The organism is Dyadobacter chenhuakuii (assembly GCF_023821985.2).
Classification (GTDB): Bacteria; Bacteroidota; Bacteroidia; order Cytophagales; family Spirosomataceae; genus Dyadobacter; species Dyadobacter chenhuakuii.
Genome location: NZ_CP098805.1, coordinates 4,345,275 through 4,360,635, shown reverse-complemented (window position 1 = coordinate 4,360,635; position 15,361 = coordinate 4,345,275). Strand labels below are relative to the sequence as shown.

Sequence of the window (15,361 nt, the reverse complement as noted above, 5' to 3'; positions counted from 1 at the left end):
GTTTTTGATAAAGGTTATCGGTGTGAAATAAAGGAAGTCGTTGACTACTAGTAAGTGTGCTGGCGAAATGCCATGTTATAGCGCAGTGCCAGGGACCAAACCGTCGACTTGGCGGCTATTGATTCGTCGGGAGAATTAATTCTTCTTTGGAGAAAACGGCCGTCAATAAATAAATTATGTGCCAGCGAATAGCTTGCCCGCAGGTCCGTGTAAGCAGTGGAGGCTTTAATGCCCTGGCCGATCGTCTGGTTCAGATCGCCGTTCCGGTTATCGTAACTCTTTGTAATATCGCTGCCAAAGTTCGTATTTTCATCGGGGTCTTTTCCCTGGTTGGCCATCATAATGGTTCCGTAAAAAGAAAGCCGGGAAGTGGCTTTATAACGGATTATGCCAAGATACTCACGGAAATTCGCGCCTAACGGATGTGTTAATGATTGTCCGTAATGTACGTAATTGGCACCACCGTCCTTATGCGAATAGGTGTAGGGCCGAACCACGTTGTATTCTGCCTGCAAATCCAGGTTAGGCACGCCAAATGCATCCACATACTTTCCGCCAAGCTGAAAACTATATTTATTCGTCCAGGAACCGCTGCCGTTAAAAAGGAATTTTGTCAAAAATTCATCGAGCACAAACTGGCTGTAAATGGAAGCCTTGTTAGCAACCAGCCAACGGAAATCGAAACCTAAGACGGCATTGTCCTTACTTCCCAGATAAGATTCCACATAACGATAGAAAATGATCGGGTTCAGATAATTCAGATCATAACCGCCGCCTACGGAATCCCTGTTAAAAACCTCTGCCTCAAATACACCAATATTGATTTTGTCCGTTAAGTTGACGCTCAAATGGTGAATTGCCGCAAACTTTTTACGTCTCAGGAGCCCGTCGGTTTGATATGAACGGGTATTCGCATTGATCATGCTGGTGTACAAGTTGGTATAGCGGAATTTACCAAGCTGTGTATCAAGTCGTAAGAATAAATATGGGCTGCTGTTATCCGACAGGATCAATGACCTGAAACCGCTTCCGAACACATTATGATCGTGCCCGAACTTCACATTAATGCTCTTTAACGGTCTGAATGTAATGTAGCCTCTTGCCGTAAGATAGTCGATGCCACGGTTCCGGGTTGCTTTGGCCAGTCCTTCACCCGGGAAACTGTAAATATTTTTGAAATCATCAACATAGCGCGGGAAACGGCCCTGCGTATCTGTTACATATGTATAAAATCCCAGCTTCTCATTGATCATCCCACGAATTTCCACACCTCTGCTGGTTCCCCATAATCGGTTTGGTGTTGAATCCTCATTTCTGCCGAACTTTTTACCGTAGCTGTTATCGCTGCCTATGAAGTTGTTTGTAGTAAAGTTAAAATGCAGGTCGAAATCTTGGTTGTGAATGCTGTAAAGGTCGGCGGGGTGATTGAAAAATCTGCGTTTTTTTCCGGGCGGGGGATCCTTAAAAAGGCCTAATCTGGCCAATTTATCGTATTTCAGGGAATCCGTAGCGATCATTCCATTTGTCCACTCCCAGCTATCCTCCCGCAAATAATCAATGGTTTCCCAGTCGCGGTCCGTCAGATTTATTGTTCCTTCCTTTAATATGGAGTCTGTTAACGCAACAATTGCTTTACGCTCAAAGGGCTTGACATTGGAATGAAAACCTTCTGTGAATTTGCCCCTTTTGATCTCTAAACGATCAATTAAATGGTAATAATCGTCATTGAAAGGAACAAAAGAACTTTGTGCATGTACGTATGACAGGGATATCAGTGATAAAATCAATATTTTGAAAAGCCGGATAATTCCTTGATCCATAGGCAAAAAAAATCTACTGTTCACACCATTCACCGTTTGCGGATGATTTTTCAAATAACTCTTCCAAATTACGTCAATGAATTTGTATTATCTTGCATGGAGTAGTTTAAAAAACTGTCCTTCCTATGTTTTTACTTTCCCAAAAACCTTCCATCGCCGATCATTATCTGGCCGAATTGCGTGACGTAAATTTGCAGAAAGACAGGATGCGATTTCGGCGGAATTTGGAGCGGATAGGAGAGTTGCTGGCCTACGAACTTTCTAAAACGCTCACATTCAAAACGGAAAAAGTAGAGACACCTCTCGGACAAGCATCGTCCCGGTCATTGCTCCAACCCGTGGTCCTGGCCACGATTTTGCGTGCCGGATTGCCTTTGCACGAGGGTTTTTTAAATATGTTTGATAAGGCCGACAATGCATTTATCGGCGCTTACCGGGGTCATCACATCAATGCGGAAGAGGAGTTTGAGGTTGAAATGGACTACATTACCAGCCCGGACCTGACGGGTAAAATATTAATATTAATAGATCCGATGCTTGCCACGGGACGGTCGATGGAAAAAGTATATCACGCTTTGCTCCGCTTCGGCATACCCGCACAAACGCACATTGCATCCGTAATTGCCAGTCCCGAGGGCGTTGAATATCTGCAAAAACGCATTCCGCACTGCCGGTTATGGCTAGGCGCAATCGATCAGAAGCTCAACGAGCACTGGTACATTGTTCCCGGACTCGGCGATGCGGGCGATCTGTCTTACGGCGAAAAGTAAGGCGGTTTCTAATTCAGCAATTCATCGAATGTAATCGAGACGTAATAAGTTGAGCCTACATTAGGGCTTCCGTAAGCCTGAATGTAAGATTTGCCCAGTAAATTGGTGCCGCCCAGCTTAATGATCGATTTTAATGCATTGACCTTATAACTCACCTGCGCATCCAGCACGCTCACCGCAGGCACACGCGTGTTTGAGAATATCGGCACATTCGTAGTGCTGGGCAAAACGAAGCTTGACTCCCACAAAAACGCCTGCTGATATTTATAGGCAATGTTGAATCCAACTGAATTATTACTTGTAATTCTTCTCCCGAAAGAGAGGTTATAGCGGTATTTTGGCGTATTAAACTGTGAATACTGTACTTCTGGTGATGGTTTGAAGTCACTCAGCTCGTTGTTGGCAACATTACCGCCTACATTGAATCCTTTTGGCAGTGAATAAGTCAGGCCTAATGCAAATCCGCGCGTTGTAATGGTTTCCGTTGTGTTCACCGTTCTGGAATAGCCATTGAAGTTCCCAACACCTATCCCCGATTCGATTGGAAGGCCGGGAGATGCAGCAGCTGTGGGCACGACAATCACCGTTCCGCCGATGAAATTTTTGTATTTACTAATGTAATAATAGGCATCAACGAAAAGCTTTTTACCAATAACAGCCTTATAGCCAACTTCATAGGAGGCTATGCGTTCAGGTTTCAACTTGGCCGGTTTGTATTTAGGCAGTTTTTCCAATGCATATGCTTTGGCCAGCGTCGGCACCAGGCCAGGAACTTGCGCGGCCAGAATGCCCGGAAGCTGAGCAGAAAGAACCCCCGGCAAAGTCTGGTTCACACCCGCTGTAATCGCTGCCTGAATGGCATCAGGATTATTAGGAATGGCCCCCGCAGCAACACCCTGGTTTACTGCTGTTGTCACCTGTGCTGTTACGGCTGCCATGATGGCCGTAGTAGCTTGTTGCGTAACGGCTGCTTTGGCATAGTTCGTTGCATTTTGCACAATGCTCGGGTCACTGGCAATGACTTGTTTTATAGCATCTTCTGACAAATTCTGCCTTAAAATACCATTGGAAAGATTATACCGGGCATCAAATTCAGGTAAACCGCCGATCAATGTCCCGGATGGTGTTCTGAGGTCAATATATTGGTTCTGGGTGGTCGGGATGCGGAAACCGGTCTGGTAAGATAGCCGAATGTTGTGCTCACCGAATGTGGTTACGGCCGAAACTCTGGGGGTAAACTGTCCATCAAAATTTTCGTTTTTATCATACCGGATCGAAGCTGTCAGTTTCAAATGATCGCTTAGCAAATTCTTGCCAGCCTGTAAAAAAGCACCGAATTCCGAAATCGGGATTTTGCCATTGCGGCCTTCTTTGGTGTCTGCAAATAATGTCCCGGCCGATCTTAGCTCGTAAAGGCGGTAATTGGCGCCCGCCAGCAGCTCGACGAATTTGACCTGGTTTTTAAAATTATAAAATCCTTCAATGTGATAAAGGTTGGTTTTATCAGCAAAACCGCCTCCGCCATTCACGATCGGCAGATTCCTGTATTTATCCAATAACTGATCATACGCTGCGGTTCCCGGCATCGGCATCCCTTTGTCTGCCACTCCGCGTGCTGCCAGATGTGCTTGCTCCTCCGGCATTCCGGCACCTCGTGCGGTCGCAAAAGCGCCTACATATTCGCCAAACCAGGTGGCATGCGGCTTGAAATCATTGAGCATGGAAACTGCGGCTAACCCGGCCAGATACGATTTTCCCGAACGCTCCTGCGTGGTGTAGGCCCGAACTGTGAAATTATCGGCTTTCAGTTCGAGCTTGGCTTGCGTCAGGTTAAAGTCGCGGAGCGAATAGCGGCCTGTTCCGGTGTAAACTGTTGTTCCATAGCCATAATTGACCTGTGCAATGGCTTCTATTTTCTCATTGATCCTGTAATGAACAGCCGCATTGGCTTTGAAACTCTTGGTATTGTAATCCACAATGTCTTTTTCCTGGTAACCCGTGCGGCTTACAAATGTATTCGGAACCAGTGCTACGGCGGCTTGCGGGATCAGGCCGTTGGCAGCCAATGTGCCGGCAACAGCATTGATGTTGGTCTGGACTTCATCCCCGTAAATATTCACGCCATCGTAATCGTTATCGGTTCCTGCACCGCGCCTTGGATCGGATGCGCCGCCTACATTTAAATTATTGTAATTCGTTGCTTCCCAGTCTTTTGCGGTAATATAGGACAGGTTGACTTTGAATGCTACTTTATTATTAAATGCCTTGGCATAGCGAATGGTGCCGTCTATAAATGGCGTTGTAGCTTGGGAGCGGTTGGACTCGTGCATCACGCCCGACTTCACATTGGCACTTAATCCCTGATATAAAAACGGGCTTTTGCTGTTCATAAGGATCAGCCCGTTAATCGCATTAGGTCCATAAAGTGCGGAAGCGGCGCCTGGTAAGACTTCGACATTCTCAACGTCCAGCTCAGACATACCGATGATATTGTCCAGGGGAAAATTTAAACCCGGCGCCTGATTATCCATCCCGTCGATCATCTGGACCGTCCGCGGATTACCCGTGCTGCCAAACCCACGCATGTTTACTGATTTGAACAAAACACCCTGCGTAGTCATATCAATGCCTTTGAGATTGGCCAATGCGTCGTAAAAATTAGCCGACGGCGTTTCCCTGATATTTCTGATGTCCATTTTTTCAATGGCAACAGGCGATTTCATAACGCTTTCTTCTACCCTCGAAGCAGCAACAATAATTTCCTGACCCAAAATCACCTGCTCCACCAGCTTAATGTCCAGTTTGGACATGCCACCGGTCACTTCTATTTCCTGCGTTTGAAATCCAACAGATGAAACAATTAGTGTAAAAGGCGGACTGGAAGTTGTAGTAAGATCGAATGCGCCTTTATTGTCTGTAATGGTCCCGGTTACTTTTCCTTTAACCTGGATACTCACACCGGCAAGTGGCTCCGCGGTTGTGGATTCGGTGATTACGCCATTGACTGTAATCTGTCCGTACGCATTGCAAACAAGCATTATGGCCCAAATAAAAGGGCATAACCTTAGTATTGTAGACAAGTGTTTCATGGTTTTAAGTGGGTTGATGTTCTTCCAGCAAGTTAAAAGAATATTACAGTATCACATAGCATAATTATACTATTTTTTCTTCAAATCATTTTAAATTATACAATCTTGGCATGTTTGAATTTTTAGAAGAACTTGGCCCGTTGTGGTTCGGTAACTAAGTGAAAAATGTGCTATACGGCGAAAAGAGCGCATTAATCCCATTTTCTGGGCTTATTGGTTCGTTTGCATTGGTCATAAGTGGGCGTTTATCCGTAGCTTTGAGTAGTTTTTCATAGTGTGGATAAATAAAATTACCTTTCACAATGCAGGATTCTTATGTAATTATAATGGCCGGTGGAGTTGGTACGAGGTTCTGGCCTTTCAGCAGAACAGACTTCCCTAAACAGTTTCACGATGTGTTGGGAACCGGTAAGACACTTTTGCAGCAGACAGTTGATCGTTTCGACGGCGTTTGCCCGATCGAGAATATTTATATCGTAACAAGTCATGAATACAAGGGCATTGTTAAGGAGCAGATTCCGTCTTTAACGGATGATCAGATCCTTTGCGAGCCCAACAGGCGTAATACTGCACCTTGCATTGCTTACGCTTGTTATAAGATCGCAGCTAAAAATCCGAATGCGAATGTGGTTGTGGCTCCGGCTGACCACATTATTTTGAAGGAGGAAAATTTTAGGGACACTATTAATATCGCTCTGGGCGCGACGCGTAACGAGGACATTCTGGTGACGCTGGGAATTCAGCCAAGCCGTCCAGACACGGGATATGGCTACATTCAATACATTCCGGACAAACTGACGGTTAAGAAAGTAAAGTCGTTCACAGAGAAGCCACATTTGGAATTGGCGCTTCAATTCCTGGATAGTGGTGATTTTGTATGGAATGCGGGGATTTTTGTGTGGAACATTAATGCTTTCAAAAAAGCGTTGAAGAAGTTTCAGCCTAACATTGCCGAGATCTTTGAAGGTGGAGACAGTCATTATTATCTTGAAAGCGAAGATGCATTTGTTCAGAGGGCTTACCAGCATTGCGGCAGCATTTCTATCGACAACGGAATCATGGAAAAGGCTGATAATGTGCATGTTGTGCTAAGTAATTTTGGATGGTCGGATCTGGGAACCTGGAAGTCGCTTTACGAAGTTTCTGAAAAAGACGCCAATCTGAATGTTACAGACGGCAAGCTGATCCTGCATAACACGACGAATTCTATCATCAAAACGCCAAAAGACAAATTAGTGGTTGTCAACGGCCTGGACGGCTTCATCGTCGCCGAGTACGACGGCGTTTTGCTCATCTGCCGTAAAGAAGACGAGCAGAAAGTGAAAGAGTTTGTGGCGGAAGCGAAGGAGATAGATGTAAAGTATGTGTAAGCAAATCCCAGCGGGATAAAAATATTGGTAGCCAACAAATAAATGGTGATATAGCACCATCCCGAAGATTTGATTCAAGCAAATCCCAGCGGGATAAAATATTGGTAGCCAAAAAAAATGTTTTATGCAAACAATCCCGGAGGGATGTAACGGCGTGCACGTTGTTACATCCCTCCGGGATTGCTTTATAGGTATAATGCTTTGCTACCAATATTGCATCGCTCCGCGATTTTGATAACACACTTCAAATAGAATCTGCTCGAATTTTTTCAATCTCAAAAAACCTTACATCCGCTTTTACATTCTCTAGGATCTTCTGGGAGCGCTCTGGTCTGGCGTCGGTGATGAAGACCTGGCCCAGGAAGCCGGTGTCTATTAGTTCGATGAGTTTTTGGATGCGGCGGTCGTCGAGTTTGTCGAAGATGTCGTCGAGCAGCAGGATCGGCGTTTTTTCTTTTTCTTCTTTCAGTAATTCAAATTGCGCCAGCTTCAATGCGATCAAAAAAGACTTCTGCTGGCCCTGGGACCCGAATTTTTTGAGCGTAACACCGTCAATTTCAAATGTGTATTCGTCCTTGTGAATGCCTTTTCCGGTTCGTTGCGCATGTAAGTCACGGGCGCGGTTCTTCCGAAATTCGGCGGCGAAATTTTCACTGGAGACTTCGCTTTCATAGATTACTTCCACCTGTTCATGCCCGCTGCTCAGGAAATCATAGCTTTTCAGGAACAATGGCACGAACCGGTCCATGAATTTGCTGCGGTGATTGTAAATCCGCTGCGAAAGGATAATTAGCGGCTCATTATAGGTTTCCAGCAGGTCTTCATCCACATAGTTGCGCTCTGCAAAAAGCTTCAAAAGACCATTTCGCTGGCTTAAAATCTTGTTATATTGAAGAAAATCGGTGAGATAACCCGGAGCGGCCTGTGCCAGGACGCCGTCAAAAAAGCGTCTGCGCTCCTCGCTGCCGTCGCGGATCAGGTCGGTGTCGTTGGGCGCGATTAACACGAGCGGGAAAAGGCCAATGTGGTCGCTTAGCCGGTCATAATTCTTTTTGTCGGCCATGAAAATCTTGCGCTGGCCGCGCTGCATGCTGCAAGTGATCTGGGTATTTCTGCCAGAATCTTTGAAAACACCATCCAGCACAAAGAAATCAGCTGTATGGCGGATGCCCAGCGCATCCTGATTATGAAAGGCGCTTTTGGTAAGACTCAGGAAATAAATGGCGTCCAAAAGGTTCGTTTTTCCACTCCCATTCTCCCCAACCAGGCAATTTACATGTTCCCCAAAGGTGAAGGCTTTCTCTTCATAGCTTTTAAAGTATGTAAGATGGAGCTTTTCTAGCCACATGAACTTCTTTGTTATTTAGTTTATGCTTATTTTCGCAAATCATATGCGTGAGTACGGCAAAAACAGACTCTGTTCAAACCTCAAACTTTAAGACAAAGTTCTGTCTTTATAAACGAGAACCAAATACATGGCCACCGTTACTGAAAAAAAGAAAAAATCAGACCCAAAGAGTTTACAGCATCCGAAGGAACAATATATGTTCTGGTTCGAGAATATGCTTTTACAGCGTCGTTTTGAAGAAAAAGCCGGCCAGTTATACGGTCAGCAGAAAATCAGAGGATTTTGTCACTTGTACATCGGCCAGGAAGCCTGCTCTTCCGGAGCCGTTACAGCGCTGAAAGAAGGCGACAAATACATTACTGCTTACCGCGATCACGGCATTCCGCTGGCACTGGGAACATCTCCCAATGCGATCATGGCTGAACTTTATGGAAAAAAGACAGGGACAACCAAAGGAAAAGGTGGTTCCATGCACATTTTCGATAAAGAAAAAGGCTTTGTAGGAGGTCACGGAATCGTAGGTGCGCAGATCCCGCTGGGAGCTGGAATCGCCTTTGCTGAGAAATATAACAAAACCGGAAACCTTTGCATTTGCTATTTCGGTGATGGTGCAATTCGCCAGGGAGCTTTTCACGAAGCATTGAATATGGCCATGAGCTGGAAGTTGCCGGTGATTTTCGTTGTGGAAAACAACGGATATGCCATGGGAACTTCGGTGGCAAGGTCTTCCAATGTTACAGAGCTTTACACATTGGGTGAGGCTTACGACATTCCTTCCGAACCCGTTGACGGAATGAGCGTTGAGGCGATCCACGAAGCGGTTGGCCGTGCAGCTGAGCGCGCGAGAAGCGGAGAAGGACCTACTTTCCTGGAATTCAGGACTTACCGTTACAGAGGTCACTCCATGTCCGATCCTCAGAAATATCGTTCAAAAGAGGAAGTGGAAGAATACAAACACCGCGATCCCATTGAGCAAATCCGCGCTGTGATCCTGGAAAACCAGCTGGCGACGGAAGAAGATCTGGAAAACATTGATAAGAAAGTAAAAGATATCGTTGCAGAATCTGTTCAGTTTGCGGAAGATTCAGAATTCCCTGACGCGAAAGAAGCTTACACAGATGTTTATGTAGAGAATGACTATCCTTTTGTAATGGATTAATCAGTCATAAAGCAATTTAAAAAAAACCCGCCGGATTATTTCGACGGGTTTTTTAAGTAAATTCGGCTTTTACAAATACAGAACAATCTTGTTTTTGCTTTTCAACGTAAATAGAATTTTAGTAATAATATAAGAATATGCCCTTAGACCAGGAATTAGAAAGCGAAGAAGAAGAAGTAGGCAAAGAGATGTCGTTTATCGGGCATCTTGAAGAATTAAGATGGCATGTGATTCGGGCAGGTGGATCTATTCTTGTTTTTGCTATTCTGGCCTTTATATATATTAAAGAAATCTACCATTATGTGATCATCGCGCCTTCGCAGCCTGATTTCTGGACTTACCGGATGATGTGTAAGCTGGCAGAAAAAGTACAATACGATGATCTGTGTATCAAGGCATTAAACTTCAAATTGCAGGCGATTGGCGTAGGTGATCAATTCACGATGAGTATGACTTCCGCAGTCATCGCGGGTTTGGTGTTTGCTTTTCCTTATGCTTTCTGGGAGGTTTGGCGGTTCATCAAACCAGGGTTGCGGCCATCAGAAAGGAAGTCGGCGAGAGGAGCCGTATTTTATGTGACATTCCTTTTCTTTTCCGGTGTATTCTTTGGTTATTATATTGTAACGCCACTGGCTATCAATTTCTTAGCTAATTTCACGTTGGATCCTTCGATCATTAACGAATTCAGCTTATCCTCATACATTTCACTCGTTGCGACATTAACATTGGCTTGCGGAATTGCTTTCCAGCTTCCGATTGTTGTTTATGTGCTTGCAAAAGTAGGAGTGCTTACGCCTTCATTTATGCGCGAATATCGCAAGCATGCCATGATCGTAATCCTGATTGTCGCAGCCGTTATCACGCCGTCTCCGGACATTTACAGCCAGGTTATCGTGGCTATTCCATTGTTCCTTCTTTATGAATTAAGTATTCTGGTTGCAGGAAAAGTAGAAAGAGAAAAGCTTGCTGAGGAAAAAGCACTGGCTAGTTCATCAGGTAACGGAGAAATCTAAAAGGGATTTAAGAAATAAAGTTATTACAGACCTCGGCCAATCGGTCGAGGTCTTCTTTTTGGTGGAGCGTGGTGACGGCGATCCTGGTGACGGGAGCATCGTTGACGCTCGGATAGGAAAAGCATGATGCCATAATGCCTTTTACCAACAACGTCTCAAACAAAGCGGAGCCTTCGCAGCAGAATACAGGATAGCCTGGGATGCTTTGAAACAGGTGAGGAGACTGTAAGTGATTCGAGAAATGTTCAACCTTTGTGATCAGCAGATCACTTTGGGTCTTGTAATGTTCTATTTCCAAAAGCCTTTTCAAAGCGTAGGCATATGCGGGCGCGGTTGGGGATGCTCCGGAGAACCAGGCGGAACTGCGAATCGTTTCGGCTATCCGCGCATCACAGGCGATAACGCCAGCAGGAATGCCTAATGCTTTGTTGAGCGAGGAAGCCATCACGACATTGGCCTTTCCAAGCGTCAAAATTGATTTATAAAGGCCATTTGCTGATTCTCCACATACGCCTAATGTATGCGACTCGTCCACCACGATCCAGACATTGCCCCGCAATGGCAAGCTTGAAAAAATTGAAAAATCAAATGCTTCAACGAGAGGCGAGCCAACGGCATCTGTACAAATGATGTGAGCAGTATCCTCAGGGCTTTCTCTGACTTCCCGGATAACGTTTTGTGCCCAGTCCGCCCAGGGACCAGCATATACTTTGTGCTCATTTCCCCATAATGCGGGATGCACCTTGGGTGCGTAATGATATTGAATAGATTGAGAGTTGCCCGATTTATAAATCACCTGCTCAATGATTTTCATCACACATTGCCCTGCCCACATTCCCGATGAAATTAATAATGCAGATTCTGATCCTATCCAATCTGCCAGTTTTTCTTCCGTCTCAGTATAGACAGACAAGCGAAGTGTGTTATTCCGTGAGCTTCCGAAATGCATTCCATATCGTTCCAGACCTTCATATAGGAAACTACGAAAAACTTCGTCGTGTCCCATTCCCAGATAATCTGTTCCGCTGAGCCAAAGATATGTCTCGCAATTGCCGGTTAACACAGTGCGGCCGGGAAGATGGTTGGTTTGAAAAGTTTTCACTGAAAACTACGGATCAAAATTCAGGCATTAAGCATTGCGCCGGAGCCTGTGCGGTTAGGAAAGATAATGCGTCCGTAGTCAAAGGTTACACCGGATGCCGGATCATTGTTGATTAACAGTGAGCCGTCCATATCCACATAATCCAGCAATGGCAGGAAGTGTGCAATGGAAGAGATCCCAACGCTTGTCTCGGTCATACAGCCGATCATTGTTTTCATTCCTAGACTTTTAGCTTCTGCTATCATGCGTTTTGCGGCAGTAGGTCCGCCGCATTTGGTAAGCTTTACATTGATGCCGTAAAACAAGCCGTGGCAGGATTTTACATCACTTTCAATAATGCAGCTTTCATCGGCGATCACAGGAAGCACACATTCGGCAAAGACTTTTTTCATGCCTTCGATGTCATTCGCAGCCAGCGGTTGTTCGATAAATTCAACGCCAAGCTTCTTCAATCCTGGTGCAAAGGCAATGGTTTGCTCTGCCGTCCAGGCACAATTTGCATCTACGCGGAACAGCGCATTCGTGTGTTTACGCAATTCAGATACAATACGAAGGTCTTCGTTGGTGCCTAATTTTATCTTGTAAACAGGCCAGGGGAGCTCTTTCATTTTGGATACCATTTTCTCAACCGTATCAATGCCGATCGTGAAATTGGTGAGCGGGATGTTATCAATATTTAACCCCCAACTTTCATAAAGCTTTTGATTTTTCTTTTTGGCGAATAGATCATGAGCGGCTTCATCCAGGGCGCATTGTGCAAAGGAATTGTTTTGCAAAAGTGGATGCACCAGGTCCCAAAGCTCTTCGGCACTTTGATAGGCGCCACCTTCAATAATCGTTTTCGCAGTTTCTAGCGACTCGATCATATTCGGGATCGTAATGCCGTAGTAGGGGTTGCTGGTTGCTTCTCCCAGGCCGCTCAAATGGCCGTCACGGAGTTCTACAATCAATGTTGGCTGTACATCGCGTGAATCGTGCGCAATGGTGAATGTATGCCTGAGTTGCAGGTCAAATGTGTGATAGATCAGTTGCATCGGTGAATGTGTTAATTCCGCATATCCAATCCCCAGGAAAGCTTGCTTCGCAATGTATTAAGGAAACTGTCGTCGTGCATTTTTATTAATCGCGCGATGAACCCGGCTTTTCTAACGGTTAGTAAGGTGTTTTCATCAACAACCCTTGACCTTGCATCCAGAGAGACCAGAAAATTGTTGCTGCGGCTTTTTACTTCCAGTCTGATGACCGCAGTATCTTCTAAAACCAAAGGTCGGACATTCAAATTATGCGGGCTGATGGGCGTAATAATGAAATTTTGGGAATGCGGAACAAGAACCGGTCCGCCGCAGCTGAGCGAATAACCTGTTGAGCCGGTGGGAGTAGAAATGATCAGGCCGTCGGCCCAGTAGGAGTTCAGAAACTCATCATTGAGATAGGTGTGAACCGTAATCATGGACGAAGTATCGGTTTTTGTGATCGTGAAATCATTTAAACCGAAATTCTGGCCATCAAATAAATCGATATTGGATTCTATTTCTACTAATGTCCTTTCGTCGATCCTGTATTGGTTGTTTTCCAGCGCCTGGATCATATCTGTGATCCGCTCAGGAGGAACGGTGGCCAGAAAACCAAGCCTGCCCACATTGATCCCTATGGCCGGGATCTGCCTTTTTCCAACATGTGAAATGGTTTCAAGCAATGTTCCGTCCCCGCCCATACTCACGATCAGGCGTGCGTCAAAAAGTTCGTCGGGTTTTTCGTAAACAAGCTCTGAGTAGTGCGTGATCCCGTTCTGATCCAGAAAATTCCGAAAGGGTTTGGAGAGCTGGACTTCAACTTTCCGGCGAGACAGCTCATTGAACATGTTTTCAATGAACGGGCGGGCGGACTCATTAAAGTTGCGTCCGTGAATTGCTATTTTCATGGAAGAAAAAGTAGATCATCTTGTTTCTTCCGAAAGATACGCGCAAATATGCCGATTCAAAATACCGGCCGTTGAACTAATGTGAAGAAATCAGGTGGCAAGGTATCTCAAAAGCATATCCAATCGCTCCTGATCTACGCTTTCGATGGGGTCATTGGCATGCGCTTCTTCAATTTCATAACCAAAACGCTCGAGTGTAGCGATAATAGGCGTAATGTGCGTCCGGTTGAGTTTTAATGTAAGCTTCGCTTCGTTCAGCGGATTGTAGCTTTCTCCGGACGAATAATAGCTGCTCAGGACCTTTGTGCCGTTGGATTCGATCAAACGGCTGATCTCTGAAAGCGAATAGCTGCGTTCGGCAATTTTAAGCACTATAACAGCTCCTTTTTCCTGAACACCCAGCTCATTGACGAAATGTTCGATCAGATCATTTACTAAAATACTTCCTGCGAAACTCCGGTCTTCATGCAAAACCGGTATAATCAGCAAGCCGAATTGATTTACAAGCCGTAAAAGTTCGTAAGGATGCTGGTCTTCGGAAGCAAAAATATCCTTGTGCTGGATAATGATCTTCGCAAGCGGGTCCGAATTATCCGTGACATCATAAAGAATGTCCTCGGACACAATTCCCTGATAAATGCCGGCATCTGCCACGACAAGCTGCTTTACACCAAATTCATCCATCCAGTCCAATGCCGTGCTAACCGAATCGGTCAGTTTCAGGACTGGGATCATGGGATTAATCAGGGTAGCAGCAAGCATATTCAGATCGTCATTTTTCGAATCTATAAAAAAACTATATATGTAACAACTTTCGTATCAAAAGAAATTCCCTCAGAAAAATGTCAGGCAACAGGCACTGAAATATGTTTTTCCAGAAAGCTTTCCAGTATCACATTAAATTCATGAGGGCGTTCCATCATGGGCGCATGGCAGCAGTGATCAATAAAATGCAGCTCCGAACCCGCAATAAGCCTGTTAAATTCATAGCCCACATGCGGCGGCGTGATCGTATCATTCAATCCCCAGACCAATAACGTAGGAACATTGATTTCATGCAGATCTTTCGCAAGATTATGTCGCTGCGCAGATTTTGCTATGCCCACAATGCTCATGCATTTAGGAATGCTCGACGTGGTTTCGAAAACTTCGTCAACCAGGTCCTTGGTTGCCACTTCCGGATCGTAGAATGTATATGCAACACGTTCTTTGATGTAGTCATAACTGCCACGCTTCGGGAAAGAGCCGCCCATTGAGTTTTCAAATAAGCCCGAACTTCCCGTCAAAACCAGTTTGTGAACGTTTTCCTGGTTCTTTAAAGTATACAATAGTCCAATGTGGCCGCCCAGAGAGTTTCCGATCACGGTCACATTCGCCAGGTTTTTAAAGGACACAAAATCTTCCAAAAAGGCTAAAAGCGCTTCCAATCCGGCTTCTCGCGGAGGCAGTTCATAAATAGGAAGCAAAGGAATTATAACGCGGAAGCGACTGGAAAAATGATCTATGATGCCGTCCCAGTTGCTCAACGCACCGAAAAGACCATGCAAAAGCAGTAATGTTTCGCCTTTTCCCTCGTCGATAAACTGAAACCTACCTTCTGCATGTACTGGATATTTCATTCTGTTATTGTGGATTGATTATGATATGGCTCATTTTATAACACTTCAAAGAAACTAGTGCATGATTTCCATAAGCTACAAAACTAGTTAAATTTTTTTATTGGTAACAGACATAAAGTAACAAAGCAAATTCTATTTTCTTGTAAATAT

The 15,361-nt window shown here is 45.0% G+C and carries 12 protein-coding genes; 4 read left to right on the top strand and 8 right to left on the bottom strand.

The window, feature by feature from the left end; all coding sequences use genetic code 11:
• Positions 1-47 precede the first annotated feature (47 nt).
• Positions 48-1,820 carry a capsule assembly Wzi family protein gene (locus NFI80_RS18065; RefSeq protein ID WP_235165636.1) on the bottom strand — a complete coding sequence of 591 codons (1,773 nt, stop codon included), beginning with the start codon at positions 1,818-1,820 and terminating at the stop codon, positions 48-50.
• A 125-nt stretch (positions 1,821-1,945) separates the two neighbouring features.
• Between NFI80_RS18065 and upp the strand changes: the two genes are divergently transcribed.
• Positions 1,946-2,590, top strand: coding sequence for a uracil phosphoribosyltransferase (upp, locus tag NFI80_RS18060; RefSeq protein WP_026629584.1), 645 nt, complete (start codon positions 1,946-1,948; stop codon positions 2,588-2,590).
• Between the two features lie 8 nt (positions 2,591-2,598).
• Here the strand turns inward: upp and NFI80_RS18055 are convergent, their stop codons facing one another.
• Positions 2,599-5,628, bottom strand: a complete 3,030-nt coding sequence (locus tag NFI80_RS18055; protein WP_235165635.1) for a carboxypeptidase-like regulatory domain-containing protein — start codon at positions 5,626-5,628, stop codon at positions 2,599-2,601.
• Positions 5,629-5,981: 353 nt separating this feature from the next.
• On the opposite strand from NFI80_RS18055, the gene NFI80_RS18050 reads away from it, so the two are divergent.
• On the top strand, positions 5,982-7,049 hold the full coding sequence (locus NFI80_RS18050; protein ID WP_235165633.1) for a mannose-1-phosphate guanylyltransferase: 1,068 nt from the start codon (positions 5,982-5,984) through the stop codon (positions 7,047-7,049).
• Between the two features lie 244 nt (positions 7,050-7,293).
• Here the strand turns inward: NFI80_RS18050 and recF are convergent, their stop codons facing one another.
• Positions 7,294-8,397: a DNA replication/repair protein RecF gene (gene recF / locus NFI80_RS18045; RefSeq protein WP_235165631.1), complete on the bottom strand. Its 1,104-nt coding sequence runs from the start codon at positions 8,395-8,397 to the stop codon at positions 7,294-7,296.
• 127 nt (positions 8,398-8,524) lie between these two features.
• Between recF and pdhA the strand changes: the two genes are divergently transcribed.
• Both pdhA and tatC read left to right on the top strand, forming a co-directional pair.
• Positions 8,525-9,556 (top strand): pyruvate dehydrogenase (acetyl-transferring) E1 component subunit alpha, encoded by a 1,032-nt coding sequence (gene pdhA, locus NFI80_RS18040; RefSeq protein WP_026629579.1) that lies wholly within the window; start codon positions 8,525-8,527, stop codon positions 9,554-9,556.
• A 137-nt stretch (positions 9,557-9,693) separates the two neighbouring features.
• The gene (gene tatC / locus NFI80_RS18035; protein ID WP_235165630.1) at positions 9,694-10,569 is read left to right on the top strand and encodes a twin-arginine translocase subunit TatC; all 876 of its coding nucleotides are present in this window, start codon (positions 9,694-9,696) and stop codon (positions 10,567-10,569) included.
• Between the two features lie 7 nt (positions 10,570-10,576).
• Here tatC and NFI80_RS18030 read toward each other — a convergent pair whose 3' ends face one another.
• The 5 genes from NFI80_RS18030 to NFI80_RS18010 form a co-directional block, all read right to left on the bottom strand.
• Positions 10,577-11,671 (bottom strand): aminotransferase class I/II-fold pyridoxal phosphate-dependent enzyme, encoded by a 1,095-nt coding sequence (locus NFI80_RS18030; RefSeq protein WP_235165625.1) that lies wholly within the window; start codon positions 11,669-11,671, stop codon positions 10,577-10,579.
• Positions 11,672-11,691: 20 nt separating this feature from the next.
• On the bottom strand, positions 11,692-12,705 hold the full coding sequence (locus tag NFI80_RS18025; protein WP_235165624.1) for a dipeptide epimerase: 1,014 nt from the start codon (positions 12,703-12,705) through the stop codon (positions 11,692-11,694).
• An 11-nt stretch (positions 12,706-12,716) separates the two neighbouring features.
• Positions 12,717-13,592: an NAD kinase gene (locus NFI80_RS18020; protein ID WP_235165622.1), complete on the bottom strand. Its 876-nt coding sequence runs from the start codon at positions 13,590-13,592 to the stop codon at positions 12,717-12,719.
• Between the two features lie 90 nt (positions 13,593-13,682).
• Complete coding sequence (locus NFI80_RS18015; protein ID WP_233794706.1) at positions 13,683-14,354, bottom strand: CBS domain-containing protein; 672 nt, start codon at positions 14,352-14,354, stop codon at positions 13,683-13,685.
• 83 nt (positions 14,355-14,437) lie between these two features.
• Complete coding sequence (locus NFI80_RS18010; protein ID WP_235165621.1) at positions 14,438-15,211, bottom strand: alpha/beta fold hydrolase; 774 nt, start codon at positions 15,209-15,211, stop codon at positions 14,438-14,440.
• Positions 15,212-15,361: the final 150 nt, after the last annotated feature.